The following is a 22202-nucleotide window of genomic DNA, read 5'->3' as shown; positions in this document are numbered from 1 at the left end:
GTTCATCGGAACTCTACTTGCCGTTGGTGAATGCCTCGTATTCCTTCAGCACCTCGGCGGTGGGCCCGTCCATCCGGATAAGCCCCGATTCCAGCCAGATTGTCCGTTCACACGTGTCGCGTACCGAGGAGAGCTGGTGACTGACCAGGAACACCGTTCCGGCGTTCTCCCGCAGCTCCCGTACCCGCGCCTCGCTGCGCTTGCGGAACCGCTTGTCGCCGGTGGCCAGGGCCTCGTCGATCAGCAGCACGTTGTGCTGCTTGGCCGCCGCGATCGAGAACCGCAGCCGGGCCGACATGCCGGAGGAGTAGGTGCGCATCGGCAGCGAGGCGAAGTCACCGCGCTGGTTGATCCCGGAGAACTCGATGATCTCCGGCAGCTTGCGCTGCGCCTCGGCCGGCGACATGCCCATGGCCAGGCAGCCCAGCGTGACGTTGCGCTCCCCGGGCAGGTCGTTGAGCAGGGCGGCGTTCACCCCGAGCAGGGACGGCTGGCCCTCGGTGTAGACCGCGCCCCGCTCCACCGGCAGCAGCCCGGCGATCGCCCGTAGCAGGGTCGACTTGCCGGAGCCGTTGGTGCCGATCAGCCCGATCGCCTCGCCCCGGTACGCGGTGAAGGTGACTCCGCGTACCGCGTGCACCTCGCGGACGTTCGGCGCCGAGGTGCGGCTGACCATCCGCTTGAGCGCGGCCACCGGGCTGGTGTTGCCGGCGGCGCCCTTGTGGATCCGGTAGACGACGTGCGCGTCGTCCACCACCACGGTCGGGATCCGCTCCTGGACCCGGGGCAGGGTCACCGTCACGTCGTTGGACATCGCCAGGTGATCAACCACGGCCGTACTCCTGTTCGCCGCGCCAGAAGTAAAGGTAGCCCCCGACGCCCATCACGACCGACCAGCCGATCGCGACCAGCCAGGTCAGCGGCAGGGAGTCGTTGAGCAGCGGGGTGTTCTCCAGCAGCGCGACCCGGGCCAGTTCGATGTAGACAAGCATCGGGTTGAACTGCACGATGGCGGTGGCCCAACCCGGCAGGTTCTCGGCGAACAACTCGACGCTGTAGAGCACGCCGGAGCCGTACATCCAGGCCCGCAGGACGAAGGGCATGACCTGCTTGAGGTCGGTGGCCTTGGCGCCCAGCCGGGCCACGACCATGGTCAGGCCGGCGTTGAACACCGTCTGGAGCAGCACCGCCGGCACCAGCGTCAGCCACATCAGGGTGATCGGCTCGCCGGTGGCCAGCACGATGCCGAGCAGTACGATCATCGAGCCGAGCAGCTGCTGGAACTGGGTGGTGGTGATGGCCAGCGGCAGGGCGGCCCGGGGGAAGTGCAGGGCCCGGATCAGGCCGAGGTTGCCGCTGATCGCCTGGGTGCCGTTCTGCACGCTGGTCTGGGTGAAGTTGAAGATGAACAGCCCGGCGGTCAGGTAGGCGATGAAGTTGTCCATCCCCCGGGTCTGCTGGAGCACCAGACCGAAGATCAGGAAGTAGACCGCCGCGTTGGTCAGCGGGGTGAGCACCTGCCAGAGCTGCCCGAGCCGGGCGTTGCTGAACGAGGCGGCCAGCTTGGCGTTCGCGTACGCGCTGATGAAGTGCCGGTAGCGCCAGAGCTGGCGGGTGTAGCTGGCCAGGGAGGGGCGTTGGCCGGCCATGCGCAGCCCGTGCCGGGCCGCCAGCTGGGCTGGGGGCAGGCCGGAGTCGGGATCGGCCAGCGTCGTGATGGCCATGGGGATGGGCGCTCCGATCTTGTCGTGCCGGCGGGTGCGTTCGCGACGATGGAATCTAGCGTGTTGGTACCGGGAGCGCCGCCTCGCCGCTGCGTGGACAGTAGTCCGAAACACGTCGGGACGCAACCGTAGCGTCCTTGCGGTACATTGTTCTGCGTGACAGCCGAGAAGAGTCCCAGGTGACGACCGGGAAGAGGCGTGCGCCAGCCGGTGCGGCGGTGCTCCGCGGGGAGATCACCGCGGCCATCCGCCGCGCCCTGATGCAGGAACTCGCCGCGGTCGGCTACGGCCGGCTCTCCATCGAGGCGGTGGCCCGCCGGGCCGGGGTCAGCAAGACCGCGATCTATCGCCGATGGAGTTCGAAGCTCGAACTCGTCCTGGAGGTGGTGGCCGCCGCCGCCGGTGGTCGGCTGCCCGCGCTGGACACCGGCGGGCTGCGCGGCGATCTCGCCCTGCTGTTCCAGGTGGTGACCCACGCCCTGCGCCACCCGCTGGCCTCGCAGATCATCCCGGACCTGCTGGCCGAGGCGGCCCGCAACCCGACCATCGACGAGACGCTGCAACGGGTGCTGCGTGCCCGGCAGCAGGAGATCCTCGGTCAGCTGATCGAGCGGGCGGTGCGCCGCGGCGAACTGCCCGCCAGCACCGACCCGGGCGTCGCGGCCGACCTGATCGTCGGGCCGCTGTACTGGCGGCTCGCCATCGCCCGGACCCCGCTCACCGACAGCTACCTGGAGAACCTGGTCGAGTCGGTGGCGCTCGCGCTCGGCGCGCCGGACACGCTGCCCCGGCAACGGGCGGCACCGATCACCGGTTGAGCTGGTCCGGTCCGGGGTACCGCTGGCAGTGCCGGCGTCGGCACCCGGGCGACGGACCTCGTCTGGCGCGTCGGCTCGACCGGTCTCGCCGGACGTACTACTACTCTCGGTGTGGTTCGCGGCGTGGTGGCCGCCGCGGTGGGCGACCCGGCCCGCCCGAGCCGCACCTACCCGTACGACGACAAGGACACCTGCCCGTGTCGATGACCGACCAATCCGTCGCCGCGCCCGCGCCGGTCGCCGCGCCGGCCGACTCCGCGCCCGCGCCGGTCGCCGCGCCGACCGGCTCCGCGCCGCTCCGTACCACCGAGCCGACGACCCGTGGCACCGCTGTCCGCCGGATCCGTACCGTGCTGGGCGCGCTGCGGGCGGGGTTCGCCGCGATTCCGGCCGTGCTGACGGACTGCGCCGTACTGGCGTTCGCGCTCTGGACGCTGCTCTACCACGCCGCCCTGCCGCTGGGCCTCGCCCCGTCGCTGACCCTGCGGATCTGGCTGGTGGCCGGCACGGTGCTGGCCGTGCTCGCGGTGCTGGTCCGGCTGGGCCTGCGCTGGCGCCGCCTGGCCCGGCGCCGGGCCGCCGCGCCCGGGCCGGCGACCGACGCTCCGGCGGACCCGGACGCGGGTTCCGCGCTCGATCCGGACCGCCAGCCGACGGCGGCCGACCCGCAGCCGGACCAGGACGGGTCGGACCAGGACGGGTCGGACCAGCGCGGGTCGGACCCGAGCGCGCCGGACTCGACCGTCACTGCGGCGGAGCCGTCGGCCGGCTCGGCTGCCGACGCCACCACCGACCCGGCCGTCGACCGCGCCGCGGCGGCGCAGGCCACCGCCGATCGAGCGGTGGCGTCGGCCACCGCCGACCGAGCGGTGGCGTCGGCCACTGCCGACCGACCGGCGGCACCGAACACTGTCGGCCGACCGGCGGAGCAGGGAGCTGCCGACCGACCTACGGAGCAGGGTGCGGCGGTCGAGGCGGCGGCGGACCGGGCCGTGCGGATGTCCGCCGCGCAGCGGTGGTGGACCGCGCTGGTGCTGCTGGTCGGCACCGGTGCCGCGATCGCCGCCGGCGTGGCGGGCACCCCGGCCGGGGCGGGGCTGTCCTGGTGGGTACCCGCGTCGGCCGGTCTGGTGGCCGCCGTCGGAGCGGTGCTGCTGACCTGGCGGACCTGGCGGAGCACCCCGGCGACCTGGCCGCCCGCCCCGGCCACGACCGCCTGGCAGTCGGCGTACGCGCTGCTGATCGCGGCGGTGGCGGCGGTCGCCTCGCTCTACCTGGCCCGCAGCACCCCCGACGACATCTACTACGTGGGCCGCTCGGTGTGGGTGGCCGAGCGCGACATCGTTCCGCTCAACGACTTCCTGTTCAGCGAGAACGTGCTCCCGGCGATGGCCTCGCAGCCACCGATCGCCAGCGTCGAGGTCTTCGCCGGGGCGCTCGCCCGGCTCCTCGGCATACCCGGTGCCTCGGCCGTCTGGTACGTGCTGCTGCCGGCCTTCGCGGTGCTCGCGGTGCTGGCCCTGTGGCGGTTGGTGCAGCGGTGGGCGCCGCGCCGACCGGTGCTCGCCTTCACCGTCGCAGTGGCCTTCCTCGCTCTGGTCTGCGGCCCGGACGCCGCTCTCGGCACCTTCCACCTACCCCGGCTCTACCAGGGCAAGGGGATGTTCGTCTCCGCGGTCGTGCCGTTGATGTGGCTCTACCTGACCCGCTGGTTCGACGACCGGTCGAAACGGGGTCTGGTGTTGATCGTCGCCCTGTCGATCACCGCGATCGGGCTGACCACCACCGCGGCGATCATCCTGCCGCTGCTGGTCGGCGGGGCCGCCCTGATGATGCTGCTGGTGGGGCGCTGGAAGTCGGCGCTGGCCGCCGGGGTCGCCGCCCTCACCTATCCGGTCGGGATGGTGGTGGTCACCCAGCTGGTGCTGGGTACGTCGGCCAACGAGGCCGCGGCGGACGTCAACTTCTACGACGCGGCGCACACCTACCGGCGGACCTTCGAGATCGGCATCGTGGGGGTCATCGGCGGGCTCGGGTTGTGGTGCGGTGCGCTGCTGGCCCGCCGCCGTACGCCGGCGCTGCTCGCGGCCGGCGGCGCCCTCACCCTGAGCGTGTTGCTGGTGCCCGGGGTGTTGGAGTGGGTGGGTTCGGTCACCGGCATCTCGGTGGTGCTCTGGCGGGTGTCGTGGCTGCTCGCCCTGCCGGCGTTGATCGGGCTGCTGTGCACCGTCTGGCTGCCCACCCGGTTCAAGGTGGTGCGGGGCCTGGTCGGCGTGGTGCTGGCCGCGGGCATCGTCACCTCGTTCACCAACTACGCCATCCCGATGTGGGACGAGCGCAGCGGGGTGCTGGTGCACGAGGAACCCACCTGGAAGATCCGGCCGGAGCGGCAGGCCATCGCACAGTTCGTGATCGACCTCGACCGTCCGGACGGCCTGGTGCTCGCACCGGCCAGCATCATGCGGACCATCCCGCTGATGACCACGCAGGCCCGGGTCGTGCTGCCCCGCGACTTCTTCCTCGTCGAGTACGACATCAACTCCCAGTTCTCCCAGGACCGGCTGTTGCTGATGCGCTTCGCCAACGGCGGGCCCGCCGCGGAACGGCCGGACCGCGACGAGGTGGGTGCCGCGCTGGAACGCCTCGACGTGGGCACCATCTGCGTCTACAGCCAGAACCGCTTCGCCCAACGGACCGGCCAGCGCTTCGGCTACACCCTGGTCGCCGAGCGGCCCGCCGATCCCCCCGTGCACCCGAACGCCGTCACCTGCCTGGTCCGCGAGTGAGGACCGGTCGGGTCCGGTGCGGCGGCGCCGGGCCGGACCCGACCGCACCAGCGCGGTTTTCCTCCGGTACCGGCCCGATCCGACGCCGCGGCGGGCATGCTCGAAAGGCAGGCCGGCGCACAGGGGGATGGGCATGGAGAGCTACCACGAGGACTGGACCGACAGCCAGCGCGCGCTCTACGACGAGTGCTACCGGGCCGGCGCGGACTGGGCGGACGACCCCGCCACCCCGTCCGAGGACGTGCAGCAGGTGATCAACCTCGGCGAGGCCGACGACGACACCCTCGCCGATGCCGAGATCGATTTCCCGCCGCTGGTCGACGCGGTCACCCAGGCCACCGGTGAACTCGTCGCCACCGTGCCGGCCAGCCACGACGACCCCGCGTTCAAGGGCTTCGTGGACGGTGTCCGGGACACCACCGCCGACGAGGTGTTCGGCCTCTGAGCACTGCCCACCCGGCCCCGGGCCTGTCACCGCGGGCGGTCGTCTGCCACCATCAACCGAAACCATTCGGGGCTGCGGAGCAGACCTAACGGGGAGGCCGGGTGCGCATCCTGCTGGTCGAGGACGACCGTCGGGTGGCCGCTGCGCTCTCGTCAGCTCTGACCCGGCGGGGGTACGAGGTGGAACATGCCGCCACGGTCGCCGCCGCCATCTCCGCCGCCCCGTGTGACCTGGTGCTGCTCGACCTGACGCTGCCCGACGGTGACGGCACCGAGCTGTGCCGGGAGCTGCGTCGGCGCAGCAGCCAACTGGGCATCATCGCGGTGACCGCCCGGGGCGAGGAGCGTGACCGGGTGCTCGGGCTGCGGCTGGGTGCGGACGACTACGTGGTCAAGCCCTTCTCGATGGTGGAGTTGCAGGCCCGGATCGAGGCGGTGCTCCGGCGTGCCTCGCACGCCGCGCCCGAACGGAACCTGATCGAGGTCGGTGCGGTCCGCGTCGACGCGGCCGCCCGTACGGTCAGCGTGGCCGGACGGGCGGTGGCGCTGACCCGCAAGGAGTTCGACGTCCTGCTCTCGTTGGCCCGGCAACCCGGCGTCGCGGTACCCCGCGACCGGATCCTGCTCGACGCCTGGGGGACCACCTTCGCCGACCGGCACACCGTGGAAGTGCACGTCGGTTCGCTGCGCGGCAAGCTGGGCGACCCACGCCTGGTGGAGACCGTACGCGGCGTCGGCTACCGGCTGCGGGCCGAGTGAGGGGCCGACGGTGCGACGGCGCCTGGTGATCAGCTACCTGCTGCTGATGGTGCTGGTGTTGGTGGCGCTGGGCACACCGCTGGCGGCGACCCTGGCCACCCGGGAGACCGAGCGGGTGCGTGCCGACCGGCTCGCCGACGCCACCCGGTTCGCCTCGCTGGCCGGGCCGGTGCTGCGCGGCGGCACGCCCGGCCCGCTGGACAACGAACTGGACAGCTACGACCAGCTGTACGGCATCGGTGCGGCGGTGGTCGACCGGGACCGGCAGGAGGTGGTCCCGTCACCGAGTTGGCAGTGGTCGCTGGGCACCCAGGAGGCGTTGGACATCGCGCTCTCCGGTCAGCAGGCCAGCGGGCCTGACTCGGTCTGGCCCTGGGTGGCGGCGCCGGTCGTGGTGGCGGTGCCGATCAACGACGGTGGCGAGGTGCTCGGCGCGGTCGTCACCACCACTCCGTCCGACGGGATCCGACGGACCGTCACGACCTGGTGGCTGCTGCTCGCCGCGCTGGGGCTGCTCGCCGTGCTGGCCTGCGTGCTCACCGCGTTCGGGTTGGCCGGCTGGGTGCTGCGCCCGGTCACCGAACTGGACGCCGTCACCCACGAGATCGCCGAGGGGGATCGGGGTGCCCGGGTGCAGCACCGGCTGGGCCCGCCGGAACTGCGCCGCCTGGCGACGAGCTTCAACCACATGGCCGACGTGGTCTCCGACGTGATGGACCGGCAGCGGGCGTTCGTCGCGCACGCCAGCCACCAGCTGCGTAACCCGTTGACGGCGTTGCGGCTGCGGGTGGAGGAACTCGGGCCGAGCGTGACCGACGCGTCGGGCCGGGCCGAGCACCGGCTGGCGCTGGAGGAGACCGACCGGTTGGCCCTGCTGCTCGACGGGCTGCTCACCCTGGCCCGGGCCGAGCGCCGGGAGAACCAGCGGATCACCGTGGACGCGACGGCGGTGGCGGTGTCCCGGGTGGCGGCCTGGGAGCCGCTGGCCCGGCACCGGTCGGTCACCCTGTGCCTGTCGGTCGGCCCGGAACCGGCGTACGCCCGGACCGTACCGACCGCGATCGACCAGGCCCTCGACGCGCTGATCGACAACGCGGTGAAGTTCAGCGGGGCCGGCGGTGAGGTGACGGTGACGGTCGTCGCCCGCGACGGTGGTGTCGTGCTGGAGGTACGCGACACCGGCCCGGGGATGACCCGCAGTCAGCTCGGACAGGCCACCGAACGGTTCTGGCGCGCCCCGGAAGTGCAGAACGTCGACGGCGCCGGGCTGGGGCTGACCATCGCCGCCGTGCTGGTCGACGCCTCCGACGGCCGCCTCACCATGCACCCGAACTCACCGCGTGGGCTGGTCGCCGCCCTGTGGTTCCCGGGTGCGCCCACCGCCGCCGAGACGCCCGCCGCAGGGTTGCCGACTCCGTCCGACGCGGCCGAGCCGGCACCGCCCGCGTCCGTCGTGGCCTGACCGGGCCCGTTCAGGGCTTGCTGGCGCGGTAGTACGCCGCCGCTCCCGGGTGCAGGGGCAGCGGCGCGGTGGCGATCGCCGCGCGGGGGCTCATCCGGCCGGCCGCCGGGTGCGCCGCGGCCAGCTCGGAGCGCCGTTCCATCAGCAGCCGGGTCACCGCCCGCACCAGCGGCTCCGGCAGGTCGGCCCGGACCACCAGATAGTTGGGGTTGGCCACGGTGGTGACCGGGTCGATGCCGTACACCGAGCGGGGGATGTCGCGCATCACGTACACCTCGGGGTTGCCCCGGCGCAGCGGTTCGGTCCAGGCCCCGAGGTCGACGATCCGGATCGGGGTGTCCCGGGCCAGTTGGGCGACCGCGCGTACCGGCAGTCCACCGGAGAAGAAGAAGGCGTCGATCTCGCCCCGGCGCAGCGCGGCCACCGAGTCGTCCAGCCCGAGCCGCGCCTTCTGCACCTTCGCGTCCTGCAGGTTCGCGGCGGCGAGCAACCGGTTCACGGTGATCTCGGTGCCCGACCCGGCCGCACCGATCGACACCCGTCGTCCGCCCAGGTCGGCCAGTGTCCGTACCGGGCTCTCGGTGGTGGTGACCAGGTGCAACAGGTCGTCGTAGACCCGGGCGACCGCCAGCACGGCCGGGTCCGGGTCGGCGGGCAGTACGTCGGCCTGGGTGAAGCCGAGTTCGGCCTCGCCGGTCTCCAGCAGCCGCACGTTCGCCGCCGACGCGGCGGTCACCATCACCTCGGCGCGTACGTTGGGCAGCTCGCGGTTGAGCACGGTGGCCAGCGACTGGCCGAAGGCGTGGTAGACGGCGGTCGGGCTGCCGGTGGCGATGCGGATCCGCACCACCTCCTCGGGTGAGTCCCCGCAGCCGCCGAGTCCGGGCATGGCCAGCAGCACGACGAGCAGCACGGCCACGCGGGCGCCGTGCTGCCGGGCTCGGGCGGCGTTGCGGGTACGGCTCACGGGCAGCACTGTGCGCCGCCGGAGGCCGGTGGCGCAACCCCGGGCGGCACAGTGTGGGCCAGCTGATCAGGCGACCGGGCGGTGCGCCTCCTCACCGGCGTGCTGCAGGATCCGTTCCCGATCCCGGCCGTGGGCGACGCTGACCAGGTAACAGCCGGTACCGGGGCGCAGCAGCGCGGGCACGTCCAGCAGGGCGGCACCGCGCACCAGCACGGCGGCGAGTTCCCGGTCGGTGATCCGTACCCCGAGGATGTGCCGGCGGACGTGCCGGCCGCCGGCCAGCAGAGTGGCCCGCCAGGCAGCGGCGGCCAGCCGGGTGCGCCACTGCCGACGGGCTGTCGAGGCGCCCGGCACCGGCCCGCCGAGCAGTTCCCGGCGGCCCCGACGCCACCCGTTCTCCACCATGGCGGCGTACGCGGCCCGGTGTTCCCGGGCCACGTGTAGCTGGTGCAGCTCGTAGCGGCGACGCAGCCCGCCGACGGTCAGCTCGTGGCGGACCGGGATGTCGAGGCGGTCGAGCAGTTGCCGGGTACGCCGGGCCGCCTCCTCGCGGTTGAACTCGACGGTGGCCGGGAGGCTGGGCTGCTGACCGGCGTTGCGCTGGCCGGGTGCCGCCGGTGGCGGCATGCAGCGCAGCAGGCAGGCTGTCTCGAAGGCGTCGGCCAGGGTCGACCAGTCCAGCGGCGGCAGCGCCGAGGGTGGACGGGGCCGGTCGAGCAGAATCGGTTCGGCAACCACCGGAGGGCCTCCTCGTGGTGTCGGGTCTGTTCACGGTGACCCAGGGCACCCTCCGGTGGTACAGATCCGGCTCAGCCTTGAGGAAATCTTGCGGCTGTTTACAGCTCGGAAACCACCAGGTCGACCTGACGTGGGCGGCCCGACGCGGACGGTTGTTCGCTGACCGTGTACTTCAGGTCGCGCAACGCGGTCAGCAGACCGTCGGCGGTACGCGGCCGTACCCCGTGCACCAGCAGGTCCCGGACCAGCCGACCCTTGGTGGCCTTGTTGAAGTGGCTGACCACCGAGCGCACCCGTTCCCCGTCGACCTCCCACTCGTGCAGTACCCGTACGGTCAGGGTGCGCCCGGCCAGTTCGCCGCGCGGCGTCCAGGCGGCGGCGTACGCGCCGGAGCGCAGGTCGAGCACCGGTCCGGTACCGGCCGCCGCGGTCAGCGCCGGGCCCAGCGCCGGCCGCCAGAGCGCCGGCAGCGCACCGGTGCCGGGCAGCCGGGCGCCGATGGGGCAGCGGTACGGCGGGATCCGGTCGGTCAACCGGACCGCCCCCCACAGGCCGGAGCTGACCAGTACCTGCCGTCCCGCCGCACGTTGCGCCGTCGGTGGGAGCGTGCCGAGTTCGAGCGCCTCGTAGAGCACCCCGGTGTAGATCCGGCCGGCCGGTGCGGTGGCGGCCCGGGTCAGCCGCGCGTTGCGGCGCAGCTCGTCGTGCTGGCCGGCGCCCAGCCCGAGGGCGGCCAGCGCCGTCTCCGGGGGCTCGGCGGTCAGCGCGGTCAGCGCGGTCAGCACCCGCTCGCGGACCGGGTTCAGCTCCGGCAGCGAGAGCCGGGCCAGGTCCAGCCGGCGACCGGCACCGGCGTCGGCCTTGCCCTCGGAGGGTGGCAGCAGGATCAACATGGTGGCTCCTCGGCGTCCCGGTCCGCACCACGCGCCGGGCCCGGCCAGCGTACGGCCCGGCGTCAGCGCCACGGCCGCAGCGGCGTCGCCGGGTGGTACACGCGATACCCGCCGACCTCGGCCACCAACGCCGCGTCGGCGCGGTCGCCGAGCAACTCGCGCAGGCGGCGGTCCGCCGGTGTGTCGGTGCCCAGCACGTAGCCGGGCCGCGCCGCGCGGGCCAGCCGCCACCAGTACGGCGGGTAGCGGTTCTGCCCGGGGTGCAGGTCGTCGTCGAGGACGCCGCAGACCACCTGTTCGGCGGTGTTGAACACCAGTCGGTTGCAGGTCCAGTACTCGCCGTACACCTCGTGCAGGCCGGCCGCGCGGACGGTGGCCGCCAGCTCGCGGGCCTGCCGCTCCTCCACCCGGCCCGGTGCCGCGCCGACCGTGGCGAACAGCACCGTGACCACCAGCGACGTCGCCGCCAGCGCGGCCAGTACGGCGGTGGCCAGCGCGCCGGCCAGCCGCCCCAGCGCGCCGACGGTGCCACGCCAGCAGGCCACCGCCGCCACCCACAGCGGCCACAGCACCGCCGGCAGGGACAGTTGCAGCACCGACAGGTAGCGGGCGTTGCCCAGCGGATCCGACGCGGCCAGGGAACTGCGCACGTACGCCAGCAGGGTCAGCGCCGCCCCGGCGAGCAGCGCCAGCTGTACCACCGGCCCGACCCGCGCGGCCCGTCCGACCGCCCGCCGGTACGCGCGCCCGGCGAACACCGCGGCGACGACCAGCAGCAGCGGGTAGAGCAGGCCGAACCACTCCTGCCAGCGGGTGCAGCCGTCGACCGGGCAGAGCCCGGCGGCCAGCGGCACCCCCTCCAGCAGCCCGCCACCGAGCCGCCGCGGCCAGGGCGGTGCGGGCCCGGACTCGCCGCTGATCCGGCGCAACACCGACAGCGAGTCCTGCCCGGGTGGGGCGACCAGGTTGTCGCGGATCATCGGGGCGACGCCGACGACGGACCCGACGGCCAGCGCCAGTCCGGCCCAGCCGAACAGTTCCCGGCGCAGCACCCAGAGCAGCGCCAGCCCGGCCACCGCCAGGTACGGCACGATCAGCCAGTCCGACCACAGCGCCAACCCGGCGAGCAGGCCGAAACCGCCGACCGCCGGCCACCGGCGGCGTACCGTGCCGCGGGCCAGCCCGACCACGACGAGCAGCATGGCCAGCACCGCGACCTTGACCTCCGGCCGGCCGCCCACCGTCGTCACCTGGTCGCGGATGACCCGTTCGGAGCCGAGCACCAGCAGGCCGACGATCGCGGTGGCGAACCACGGCGAGCCGATCCGCCGGGTCAGCCGGTGGATCAGCCACAGGAAGAGCGCGTACAGGGCCAGCACCGGCAGCCGCAGTGCCGGCCAGTTCGGACCGGTCACCGCGAGCAGTGGCGCGGCCAGGTAGGACTGCAACATGCCCATGTAGCGCTGGCCGTAGAGGAAGACCGGATGTTCCCGGCCCTGCGCGATGTGCAGCGCGGCCAGCCCGAAGGTCGCCTCGTCGCTGTTGGCCACCGGCACGGTGTTCAGCACCAGGTACAGCCGGTAGCCGACGCCGATCACCCCGAGCAGGAGCGCGACGAGTGCCGGCCGGTCCAGCCATGGTGGCCGGCGTCCGCGTCGTCGTGGTGCTGCTGATTCTGCTCGTGGCACGACCATCGCCCCCGTCGCCGTCCCGATCGGAGTCTTACACGGCACCGGGTCACCCCGGAGCCGGTTGCCCTTGATCGGCTGCCGCGTGGCCGAGCCCGGCGGGGTGTGGCAGGGTTGCAGGCGTGCCACCCACTCCCGCTGGCCAGCTGGCCATACCGACCCTGCACCGGGCCGCGCGGATCGAGGACGCCGTACACGCGCTGGTCGAGCGTCGACTGCGGCGCACCGGCTGGCGGACCAACATCATCGCCTACACCGGCTACGGCGCGCCCGGTTGGGTGCGGGTGATGTGCCGGGTGCTGCTGGGGCGCCCCGACACCCGCCAGCGCGGGCGGCTGGAGAAGGTCCGGGGCTGGCGCAGCTTCGCCACCCTGCCGGCCAAGCACGTCGCCGTGACCATCGAGACCGGTGGGGTGGTGCACGAGGCGCGGGCCGACCGCAGCGGCTTCATCGACACCGTGGTCGAGGCGGAGCTGCCACCCGGTTGGGGCTCGGTGCGGCTCAGCATGCCCGACGCCGAGCCGGTCGAGGCCCCGGTCCGGATCCTCGACCCGGAGGTCCGCTTCGGGGTCATCTCCGACGTCGACGACACGGTGATGGTGACCGCGCTGCCCCGCCCGCTGCTCGCCGGCTGGAACACCTTCGTCCTCGACGAACACGCCCGGATGGCGGTGCCCGGGATGGCGGTGCTCTACGAACGGCTGGTCACCGCGCACCCCGGTGCCCCGGTGTTCTACCTCTCCACCGGCGCGTGGAACGTCGCACCGACGCTGACCCGCTTCCTGTCCCGGCATCTCTACCCGGCCGGGCCGCTGCTGCTGACCAGCTGGGGGCCGACCCACGACCGCTGGTTCCGCAGCGGGCGGGAGCACAAGCGGGCCACCCTGGCCCGGCTGGCCCAGGAGTTCCCCGACGTACGCTGGCTGCTCGTCGGCGACGACGGCCAGCACGACCAGGAGATCTACCGGGAGTTCGCCGCCGCCCACCCGGACAACGTGGCCGCGGTGGCGATCCGTCGTCTCTCGCCGACCCAGGCGGTGCTGGCCGGCAGCCTGCCCGTCCCGCACGACCGCCCGGCGGAGGGGCCGGTGGGGCAGAAGTGGCTCTCCGCCCCCGACGGCGCCGGCCTCTGGACCCTGCTGCGCGGCGCCGGCCTGGTCTGAGCTGATCCTCCGCGCCTCGTCCGTCGCCGTCCTGCACGGTTACGGACGTGCCCTCACCCGCGGTTGACCCGTATAGATCCTGGTACGTCTCGGCCCCGGCGCGGGCGTCAACGTACCGAGATCTGCGGTCGACGTCAGGCGGGGCGGAGCCAGAGGGCGCCCAGCGGGGGGACGCGCAGGGCCACCGAGGCGGGTTGACCGTGCCAGGGGAGGTTCTCCGCGTACACGGTGCCGAGGTTGCCCACGCCGGAGCCGCCGTAGTGGTGGGCGTCGGTGTTGAGCACCTCGGACCAGGCGCCGGCCGCCGGCAGGCCGACGCGGTAGTCGTCCAGGGGCAGGGCGGAGAAGTTCGCCACGCAGACCAGGGCGGCGCCGTCGGGGGCGATCCGGATGAAGGAGACGGTGTTGTTGGCCACGTCGTCGCCGGCCAGCCAGCGGAAACCGGCGGGGGAGGTGTCCTGCGTCCACAGCGCCGGGGTGTCCCGGTAGACCCGGTTGAGATCGCCGACGAGGCGTTGCACACCGGCCCGCGCAGGGTCGTGCAGCAGGTACCAGTCGAGACCGCGTTCCTCGCTCCACTCGCGGTCGTCGGCCAGCTCGCAGCCCATGAAGAGCAGCTGCTTGCCCGGGTGCGCCCACATGTAGGCCAGCAGCGCGCGGACGTTGGCCAGCCGCTGCCACTGGTCGCCGGGCATCTTGGCCAGCAGCGAACCCTTGCCGTGCACCACCTCGTCGTGGCTGATCGGCAGTACGTAGTTCTCGCTCCAGGCGTACGCCAGGGAGAAGGTGAGCTGGTTGTGGTGGTGCTGCCGGTAGATCGGGTCCTTCGAGGTGTAGAGCAGGGTGTCGTGCATCCAGCCCATGTTCCACTTGAAGCCGAAACCCAGCCCGCCGTCACTGGTCGCCCGGGTCACCCCCGGCCAGGCGGTGGACTCCTCGGCGATCATCACCACCCCGGGGTGGTGCTTGTAGACCGTGGCGTTGGTCTCCTGCATGAACGCGATGGCTTCGAGGTTCTCCCGGCCGCCGTACTGGTTGGGTGCCCACTGCCCGTCGGAGCGGGAGTAGTCCAGGTAGAGCATCGAGGCGACCGCGTCCACCCGCAGCCCGTCGACGTGGAACTCGTCCAGCCAGTACAGCGCGTTGGCGACCAGGAAGTTGCGTACCTCCCGGCGGCCGAAGTCGAAGACGTACGTGCCCCAGTCGGGGTGCTCGCCGCGACGCGGGTCGGGATGCTCGTAGAGCGGGGTGCCGTCGAAGCGGGCCAGGGCCCACTCGTCCTTCGGAAAGTGGGCCGGCACCCAGTCCAGGATCACCCCGATGCCGGCGGCGTGCAGCCGGTCCACCAGGTAGCGGAAGTCGTCCGGGTCACCGAAGCGGGCCGTGGGGGCGAAGTAGCCGGTGACCTGGTAGCCCCAGGAGCCGCCGAACGGGTGCTCCATCACCGGCAGGAACTCCACGTGGGTGAAGCCCAGTTCGACCACGTACGCGGTCAGTTGCTCGGCCAACTCCCGGTAGCCCAGGCCGGGCCGCCACGAGCCGAGGTGCACCTCGTACACGCTCATCGGCTCCTGGTGCGGCTGGCGTTGCGCCCGCCGGGCCAGCCAGTCCGCGTCGCTCCACTCGTACGTCGAGTGGTGCACCACCGAGGCGGTGGCCGGCGGCACCTCGGTACGCGCGGCGAGCGGGTCGGCCTTGTCCCGCCAGTACCCGTCGGCGCCGAGGATCCGGTACTTGTACCGGGTGTTCGCCGGTGCGTCCGGTACGAAGATCTCCCAGACGCCGGTGGCGCCCAGCGAGCGCATCGGCCAGCCGTCGTCGGGGGCCCAGCCGGTGAAGTCGCCGACCACCCGGACCCCCCGGGCATTCGGCGCCCAGACGGTGAACGCCACGCCTCCGTCGCGTACCCGGGCGCCGAGTACCTCCCAGAGCCGCTCGTGCCGGCCCTCGCCGATCAGGTGCAGGTCCAGTTCGCCGAGGGTGGGCGGGAAGCGGTACGGGTCGTCGTGCGGGTGCCCGTCCCACTCGACCCGGTAGTCGAGCACCTCACCGGGCACGGTCGCCTCGAACACACCCACGTCGTGCACCCGGGTCATCGGGTAGCGGCGGTCGCCGACCAGCAGGCACACCTCGGACGCGCCCCGACGCAGGGTGCGGATCACCGTCCGACCGTTCGCCGGGTGCGCCCCGAGCACGGCGTGCGGGTCGTGGGTCTCCCCGGAGATCAGCTGGTCCATCGGGTGTCGTCCTTCGTCACGGAAACGGAGCCGTCCCGGGGACCGGCGGCAGTGGAGTCGGGCAGGGTGAACACGTGCGCGGGCTGCAGGTACGGGTCGAGCCGTACCGCGTTGCGCTGCCCCCACTCGTAGCGGGCGCCGGTCAACTCGTCGTGCACGGTGAACCGGTCGTGCCAGCCCAGCCCCAACGCCGGCAGGTCGAGGCTGGTGTTGCCCCACTGCACCGTCTGCGCGTCGAACGAGCAGACCACCAGCACCGTGTTGCCGGTGGCCGGGTCGCGTTTGGACCAGCACAGCAGCGCCGGGTTGTCGATGTCGTGGAAGACCAGGTTGCGCAGCCGGTGCAGGGCCGGGTTGGCCCGGCGGACCCGGTTCAGGGTGGCGATGAACGGGGCCAGGGAACGTCCCTGCGCCTGGGCGCCGGCCCAGTCCCGGGGCCGCAGCTCGTACTTCTCGTTGTCCAGGTACTCCTCGGCGCCGGGGCGGGCGACGTGTTCGAACAGCTCGTACCCGGCGTACATGCCCCAGGCGGGGGAGAGCAGGGCGGCCAGCACCGCCCGGATCTTGAACATCGGCGGGCCGCCGTGCTGCAACGAGGAGTGCAGGATGTCCGGTGTGTTGGGCCAGAAGTTCGGCCGCATGTAGTCGGCCGCCGCGACCAGCTCCGTGCAGTACTCGCGCATCTCGGCGGCCGAGGTACGCCAGGTGAAGTACGTGTACGACTGGGTGAAGCCGACCTTGGCCAGCCCGTGCATCATCGCCGGTCGGGTGAACGCCTCGGCGAGGAAGAGCACATCCGGATCGACCCGCTTGACCTCCCAGATCAGCCAGTGCCAGAAGTCGACCGGCTTGGTGTGCGGGTTGTCCACCCGGAAGATCCGCACGCCCTCACCGACCCAGTGGAGCACCACCCGCAGCACCTCCGCGCGGATGCCCTCGGGGTCGTTGTCGAAGTTCAGCGGGTAGATGTCCTGGTACTTCTTCGGCGGGTTCTCCGCGTACGCGATGCTGCCGTCGGCCCGGGTGGTGAACCACTCCGGGTGCTCGGTCACCCACGGGTGGTCGGGGGCGCACTGCAACGCCAGGTCCATCGCCACCTCCAGGCCGTGTTCGGCGGCGGCGACGACGAAGTCGCGGAAGTCCGCCGGCGTACCCAGGTCGGGGTGGATGGCGTCGTGGCCGCCCTCGGCCGCGCCGATGGCCCACGGCGAACCCACGTCGTGCGGCCCGGCGACCAGGCTGTTGTTGGGGCCCTTGCGGTTTACCCGGCCGATCGGGTGGATCGGCGGCAGGTAGAGCACGTCGAAGCCCATCGCGGCCACCCCCGGCAGCCGTTCGGTGGCGGTGGCGAAGGTACCGGAGCGGGCCGGTGCGTCGACGGTGGCCGGGATCGCCCCCTCGGAGCGGGGGAAGAACTCGTACCAGGCGGAGAAGAGGGCCCGTTCGCGGTCCACCCAGACGTGGTACTCCGCGCCGGTGGTGACCAGTTCCCGCACCGGATGTTCCCAGAGCAGGTCGGCCAGTTCCAGGGCCGGGCTGACCCGCGCCGGCAGCGGCAGCGCCGGGTCACCCAGCGCGGCGACGGCCGTGTCGAGGCGGGCCTGCTCGCCGGTGGGCACCAGGTCGGCGGCGGCGCGCAGCACGCGCACCCCCTCGGCCAGGTCGTTGGCGAGGTCTTCCGGGCCCTGGCCGGCGGCGATCTTCTTGGTCACCGCGTTGTGCCAGGTCAGGTACGGATCGCTGAACGCCTCGACGGTGTAGCGCCACTCGCCGACCGCGTCCGGGGTGATGGTGGCGTGCCAGCGGTCCCGGCCGGGCTCGCCGGGGCGCATCCGGGTGAACGGCCGGGCCCGCCCGTCCGGGCCGAGCCAGACCACGTTGCAGCCGAGCGCGTCGTGCCCCTCGCGGTAGGCGCGCGCCGACACCGGCACCAACTCGCCGACGACCGCGCGGGCCGGGTAACGCCCGCAGGAGACGACGGGGGAGACGTCTTCGATCGGGAACCGTCCGCTCACCGCCTCAACCTACTGTGCGAGATCCCCTCGCGCTCGTCCGACCGTCGAACCAGATCTTGGCCGCCAGCCCCCCGCGCCGCACCGTGCTGCTTCCGCGCCGTACCCGCGTCGGCTGCTGCCCCCAGATCTTGGACAGTTTCCGTTACTCGCGAACGGTAAGTGTCCAAGATTCACGAGGGGTCGGGGATGCCGGTCCGGCGACGTCCCGGGTGGAGTGCTGCGGGTGCGGGCTGGTTGGTGGGGCCAGCCGGCCGCCGCGCCGGGCAGCCCCGCGCCCTTCCCCTTACCGCGACAGCGAGCGGTAGAGGTCCAACGTCTGGCGGGCGATCGCGTCCCAGGAGAAGTGCTCGACGGCGCGCTGGCGGCCGGCGCGCCCCAGCGTGGCGGCCCGTTCGGGATCCGCCAGCAGCTCGTTCAGCCGGGCCGCCAGGTCGGCCTCGAAGCGGGCCGGGTCCACCGGGCGGCCGGTGCCGTCGGGAGACTGCTCGATCGGGACCAGCAGGCCGGTCTCGCCGTCGGCGACCACCTCGGGAATGCCGCCGGTGGCGGTCGCCACCACCGCCGTCTCGCAGGCCATCGCCTCCAGGTTCACGATGCCCATCGGCTCGTAGACCGACGGGCAGACGAAGATGGTGGCGTGGGTGAGCACCTGGATCACCTCGGTCTTCGGCAGCATCTCCGCCACCCAGACCACCCCGGAACGGCGGCCCCGCAGCTCGGTGACCAGGCCCGCCACCTCGGCGGCGATCTCCGGGGTGTCCGGTGCGCCGGCCAGCAGCACCAGCTGCGTCTCGGCGGGCAGGTCACGGGCGGCCCGCAGCAGGTGCGGCAGGCCCTTCTGCCGGGTGATCCGCCCGACGTAGACCACGCTGGGCCGGGCCGGGTCGATGCCCAGCCGGGCCAGTACGGCGGTGCCGCGGTCCGGGGCGTACTGCGCGGTGTCGATGCCGTTGTAGATCACGTGTACCCGGTCCGGGTCGACCGAGGGGTACGCGGCCAGCACGTCGCGGCGCATGCCGGCGCTGACCGCCACGATCGCGTCGGCCGACTCGTAGGCGGTGCGCTCGCACCAGGAGGAGAGGGCGTAACCGCCGCCGAGCTGCTCGGCCTTCCACGGCCGCAGCGGCTCCAGGCTGTGCGCGGTGGCCACGTGCGGCACCCCGTGCAGCAGCTTCGCGGTGTGCCCGGCCAGATTGGCGTACCAGGTGTGGCTGTGCACCACGTCCGTGCCCGCGCACCCGGCGGCCATCTCCAGGTCCACCCCCATCGTCCGCAGCGCGGCGTTCGCGCTGGCCAGAGCCGCCGGTTCGGCGTACGCCTGGACTCCCGGCTCCGTGCGGGGCGCGCCGAAGCAGTGCACCCGCACCGCGGCCAGCCGGCGTAGTTCCCGGGCCAGGTACTCCACGTGCACCCCGGCGCCGCCGTACACCTCCGGTGGGTACTCCCGGGTGAGCAGGTCGACGCGCAGCGGTGTGGAGTCCGTCATGCCCGGCACCCTAGTGCAGAAGTGTGCCCGTACGAGTGGTGAAGCGGCAGCGGGATGGATAGCGTCTGCTCATGGCTGTCAAGGTGCTCGCGATCGTCCTGGCCGGCGGAGAAGGCAAGCGCCTGATGCCGTTGACCACGGACCGGGCCAAGCCGGCCGTCCCGTTCGGCGGGATGTACCGCATGGTCGACTTCGTCCTCTCCAACCTGGCCAACGCCGGCTATCTCAAGATCGTCGTGTTGACCCAGTACAAGTCCCACTCCCTCGACCGGCACATCACCAAGACCTGGCGGATGTCGACGCTGCTGGGCAACTACGTCACGCCGGTGCCGGCGCAGCAGCGCCGCGGCCCGTGGTGGTTCGCCGGTTCGGCCGACGCGATCTACCAGAGCTTCAACCTGATCTACGACGAGCAGCCCGACTACGTGATCGTCTTCGGCGCCGACCACATCTACCGGATGGATCCCCGGCAGATGGTGGAGGACCACATCGCCTCCGGCGCGAGCGTGACCGTGGCCGGCATCCGGCAGCCGCTGTCCACGGCCGACCAGTTCGGCGTCATCGAGGTCGGCGAGGACGGCCGGCGGATCCGGGCGTTCCGGGAGAAGCCCACCGACGCGGTCGGGCTGCCCGACGCGCCCGACGAGATCTACGCCTCGATGGGCAACTACGTCTTCACCACCCGGGCGCTGATCGACGCGGTCGAGCGTGACGCCGAGGACAAGACCAGCAAGCACGACATGGGCGGCAGCATCATTCCGATGCTTGTCGAGCGCGGCGAGGCGAACGTCTACGACTTCCGCGACAACGAGGTGCCGGGCAGCACCGACCGGGACCGGGGCTACTGGCGCGACGTGGGGACGCTCGACTCCTTCTACGACGCCCACATGGACCTGATCAACGTCCACCCGGTGTTCAACCTCTACAACTTCGACTGGCCGATCTACACCGAGCAGCCGCCGTACCCGCCCGCGAAGTTCGTCCACCAGTGGGGGGAGCGGGTCGGCCGGGCGGTCGCGTCGATGGTGTCGCCGGGCGCGGTGATCTCCGGCTCGCTGGTGGAGAACTCGATCGTCGCGCCGAAGGTGAAGGTGCACTCCTGGGCGCACGTGGACGGCGCGGTGCTGATGGAAGGCGTCGAGATCGGCCGGCACGCGGTCGTCCGGCGGGCCATCCTGGACAAGAACGTCTACGTGCCCGAAGGTGCCGAGATCGGGGTGGACCTGGAACGGGACCGGCAGCGTTACACCGTTTCCGACAACGGCATCGTGGTCATCGGCAAGGGACAGAAGGTGGAGCCTTGAGCGCGAGGAGTGAGCTTGCGAGCCCCGCAGTCGCGAACGAGAGGCAGGCGCCGTGAGTAGTCATCCGCGGGCCGGTCAGCCGGCTCAGCCCGCCGACCTGGTCGACGTACCGCGGCTGGTGACGGCCTACTACGCCGAGCATCCCGACCCGGCGGACCCGGCGCAGCAGGTCTCCTTCGGCACCTCGGGGCACCGTGGGTCGAGCCTGCGTAACGCGTTCAACTCCGACCACATCCTCGCGGTCACCCAGGCGCTCTGTGACTACCGGCGGGAGCGGGGCGTCGACGGGCCGCTGTTCCTCGGCCGGGACACCCACGCGCTGTCCGCCCCGGCGGCCGTGGACGCGCTGGAGGTGCTCGCCGCCAACGAGGTCACCGTGCTGCTGGACAGCCGGGACGGCTACACCCCGACCCCGGCGGTCTCGCACGCGATCCTCGCCCACAACCGGGGTCGCACCGGCGGGCTGGCCGACGGCATCGTGATCACGCCGTCGCACAACCCGCCGGACGACGGCGGGTTCAAGTACAACCCCACCCACGGCGGGCCGGCGGACTCCGACGTCACCCGGTGGATCCAGGACCGGGCGAACGCGATCCTCGCCGCCGGGCTCAAGGAGGTCCGGCGCATCCCGTACGCGCGGGCCCGCGCCGTCGACACCACCGGCACGTACGACTTCCTCGGCGCGTACGTCGACGACCTGCCGGCCGTGCTCGACCTGGACGCGATCCGGGCGGCCGGGGTGCGCATCGGCGCCGACCCGCTCGGCGGGGCCAGCGTCGACTACTGGGGCGAGATCGCCCAGCGGCACCGCCTCGACCTGACCGTGGTCAACCCGGACGTCGACCCGACCTGGCGGTTCATGACCCTGGACGGGGACGGCAAGATCCGGATGGACTGCTCCTCGCCGAACGCGATGGCGTCGCTGATCGCCGTGCGCGCCGACTACCAGGTGGCCACCGGCAACGACGCCGACGCCGACCGGCACGGCATCGTCACGCCCGACGCCGGGCTGATGAACCCGAACCACTACCTGGCGGTGGCGATCGCCCACCTGTTCCGGACCCGCGAGCGGTGGGATCCGGCCGCCGCGGTCGGCAAGACGTTGGTCTCCTCGTCCATGATCGACCGGGTGGCGGCCGACCTCGGTCGTCGGCTGTGGGAGGTGCCGGTCGGCTTCAAGTGGTTCGTGCCGGGGCTGCTCGACGGCGCGGTGGGCTTCGGCGGCGAGGAGAGCGCCGGCGCGTCGTTCCTGCGGCGCGACGGTGGCACCTGGACCACCGACAAGGACGGCATCCTGCTCTGCCTGCTCGCTTCCGAGATCATCGGAGTGACGGGACGGACCCCGAGCGAGCACTTCGCCGCGTTGGCGGACCGGTTCGGTGCGCCCGCGTACGCCCGGATCGACGCGCCCGCGACCCGGGAGCAGAAGGCGGTGCTCGGCCGGCTCTCCCCGGATCAGGTGCGGGCCACCGAGCTGGCCGGCGAACCGATCACGGCCACGCTGACCAGCGCCCCGGGTAACGGTGCCCCGATCGGTGGGCTCAAGGTGACCACGGAGAGCGGCTGGTTCGCCGCCCGGCCCTCCGGTACCGAGGACGTTTACAAGATCTACGCCGAGTCGTTCCAGGGCCCCGAGCACCTGGCCCGCCTCCAGCAGGAGGCGCAGGATCTGGTCACCGAGGTCCTCGCCGGCTGACCGGCAAGGGGCCCGCGCGCCG

Annotated in this window: 17 protein-coding genes; 8 read left to right on the top strand and 9 right to left on the bottom strand. The window is 72.6% G+C overall.

The window, feature by feature from the left end; genetic code table 11:
• Nucleotides 1-13: 13 nt before the first annotated feature.
• A complete protein-coding gene (locus D2L64_RS07540) occupies nt 14-814 on the bottom strand; it encodes an ABC transporter ATP-binding protein (RefSeq protein ID WP_119573994.1) in 801 nt (266 codons plus the stop codon).
• 10 nt (nt 815-824) lie between these two features.
• Nucleotides 825-1724, bottom strand: a complete 900-nt coding sequence (locus tag D2L64_RS07535) for an ABC transporter permease (protein ID WP_119573993.1) — start codon at nt 1722-1724, stop codon at nt 825-827.
• A gap of 218 nt (nt 1725-1942) precedes the next feature.
• Between D2L64_RS07535 and D2L64_RS07530 the strand changes: the two genes are divergently transcribed.
• The 5 genes from D2L64_RS07530 (at nt 1943) to D2L64_RS07510 (ending at nt 7993) form a co-directional block, all read left to right on the top strand.
• Nucleotides 1943-2542, top strand: coding sequence for a TetR/AcrR family transcriptional regulator (locus D2L64_RS07530; RefSeq protein ID WP_119573992.1), 600 nt, complete (start codon nt 1943-1945; stop codon nt 2540-2542).
• A gap of 203 nt (nt 2543-2745) precedes the next feature.
• Complete coding sequence (locus D2L64_RS07525; protein WP_199714457.1) at nt 2746-5328, top strand: DUF6077 domain-containing protein; 2583 nt, start codon at nt 2746-2748, stop codon at nt 5326-5328.
• A 133-nt stretch (nt 5329-5461) separates the two neighbouring features.
• Entirely contained in the window at nt 5462-5773 is a 312-nt protein-coding gene (locus D2L64_RS07520) for a hypothetical protein (RefSeq protein WP_119574123.1), read from the top strand.
• A gap of 101 nt (nt 5774-5874) precedes the next feature.
• Nucleotides 5875-6531 carry a response regulator transcription factor gene (locus tag D2L64_RS07515; protein ID WP_119573991.1) on the top strand — a complete coding sequence of 219 codons (657 nt, stop codon included), beginning with the start codon at nt 5875-5877 and terminating at the stop codon, nt 6529-6531.
• 10 nt (nt 6532-6541) lie between these two features.
• Nucleotides 6542-7993: a sensor histidine kinase gene (locus tag D2L64_RS07510; protein WP_119573990.1), complete on the top strand. Its 1452-nt coding sequence runs from the start codon at nt 6542-6544 to the stop codon at nt 7991-7993.
• 10 nt (nt 7994-8003) lie between these two features.
• Here the strand turns inward: D2L64_RS07510 and D2L64_RS07505 are convergent, their stop codons facing one another.
• The 4 genes from D2L64_RS07505 to D2L64_RS07490 form a co-directional block, all read right to left on the bottom strand.
• Nucleotides 8004-8912 carry a TAXI family TRAP transporter solute-binding subunit gene (locus D2L64_RS07505; RefSeq protein WP_407663063.1) on the bottom strand — a complete coding sequence of 303 codons (909 nt, stop codon included), beginning with the start codon at nt 8910-8912 and terminating at the stop codon, nt 8004-8006.
• Nucleotides 8913-9026: 114 nt separating this feature from the next.
• Nucleotides 9027-9698: a hypothetical protein gene (locus tag D2L64_RS07500; protein WP_119573988.1), complete on the bottom strand. Its 672-nt coding sequence runs from the start codon at nt 9696-9698 to the stop codon at nt 9027-9029.
• Nucleotides 9699-9796: 98 nt separating this feature from the next.
• On the bottom strand, nt 9797-10591 hold the full coding sequence (yaaA, locus tag D2L64_RS07495; protein ID WP_119573987.1) for a peroxide stress protein YaaA: 795 nt from the start codon (nt 10589-10591) through the stop codon (nt 9797-9799).
• 62 nt (nt 10592-10653) lie between these two features.
• Nucleotides 10654-12285, bottom strand: a complete 1632-nt coding sequence (locus D2L64_RS07490) for an ArnT family glycosyltransferase (RefSeq protein ID WP_119573986.1) — start codon at nt 12283-12285, stop codon at nt 10654-10656.
• A gap of 116 nt (nt 12286-12401) precedes the next feature.
• Between D2L64_RS07490 and D2L64_RS07485 the strand changes: the two genes are divergently transcribed.
• A complete protein-coding gene (locus D2L64_RS07485; protein WP_119573985.1) occupies nt 12402-13442 on the top strand; it encodes an App1 family protein in 1041 nt (346 codons plus the stop codon).
• Nucleotides 13443-13576: 134 nt separating this feature from the next.
• Here the strand turns inward: D2L64_RS07485 and glgB are convergent, their stop codons facing one another.
• The 3 genes from glgB to glgA form a co-directional block, all read right to left on the bottom strand.
• Nucleotides 13577-15679: a 1,4-alpha-glucan branching protein GlgB gene (gene glgB / locus D2L64_RS07480; protein ID WP_119573984.1), complete on the bottom strand. Its 2103-nt coding sequence runs from the start codon at nt 15677-15679 to the stop codon at nt 13577-13579.
• Nucleotides 15667-17694 (bottom strand): alpha-1,4-glucan--maltose-1-phosphate maltosyltransferase, encoded by a 2028-nt coding sequence (locus tag D2L64_RS07475; RefSeq protein WP_119573983.1) that lies wholly within the window; start codon nt 17692-17694, stop codon nt 15667-15669. The genes glgB and D2L64_RS07475 overlap by 13 nt, the downstream gene beginning before the upstream one ends.
• A 283-nt stretch (nt 17695-17977) precedes the next feature.
• Nucleotides 17978-19180 (bottom strand): glycogen synthase, encoded by a 1203-nt coding sequence (gene glgA / locus D2L64_RS07470; RefSeq protein ID WP_119573982.1) that lies wholly within the window; start codon nt 19178-19180, stop codon nt 17978-17980.
• A gap of 71 nt (nt 19181-19251) precedes the next feature.
• Between glgA and glgC the strand changes: the two genes are divergently transcribed.
• Both glgC and pgm read left to right on the top strand, forming a co-directional pair.
• Complete coding sequence (gene glgC, locus D2L64_RS07465) at nt 19252-20484, top strand: glucose-1-phosphate adenylyltransferase (protein WP_119573981.1); 1233 nt, start codon at nt 19252-19254, stop codon at nt 20482-20484.
• Between the two features lie 52 nt (nt 20485-20536).
• The gene (gene pgm / locus D2L64_RS07460; RefSeq protein ID WP_119573980.1) at nt 20537-22180 is read left to right on the top strand and encodes a phosphoglucomutase (alpha-D-glucose-1,6-bisphosphate-dependent); all 1644 of its coding nucleotides are present in this window, start codon (nt 20537-20539) and stop codon (nt 22178-22180) included.
• Nucleotides 22181-22202 lie beyond the last annotated feature (22 nt).

The organism is Micromonospora radicis (assembly GCF_003583405.1).
GTDB lineage: Bacteria > Actinomycetota > Actinomycetes > Mycobacteriales > Micromonosporaceae > Micromonospora > Micromonospora radicis.
Note: the sequence above shows the minus strand (reverse complement) of the source record. Positions and strands in the feature narration are given on the sequence as shown.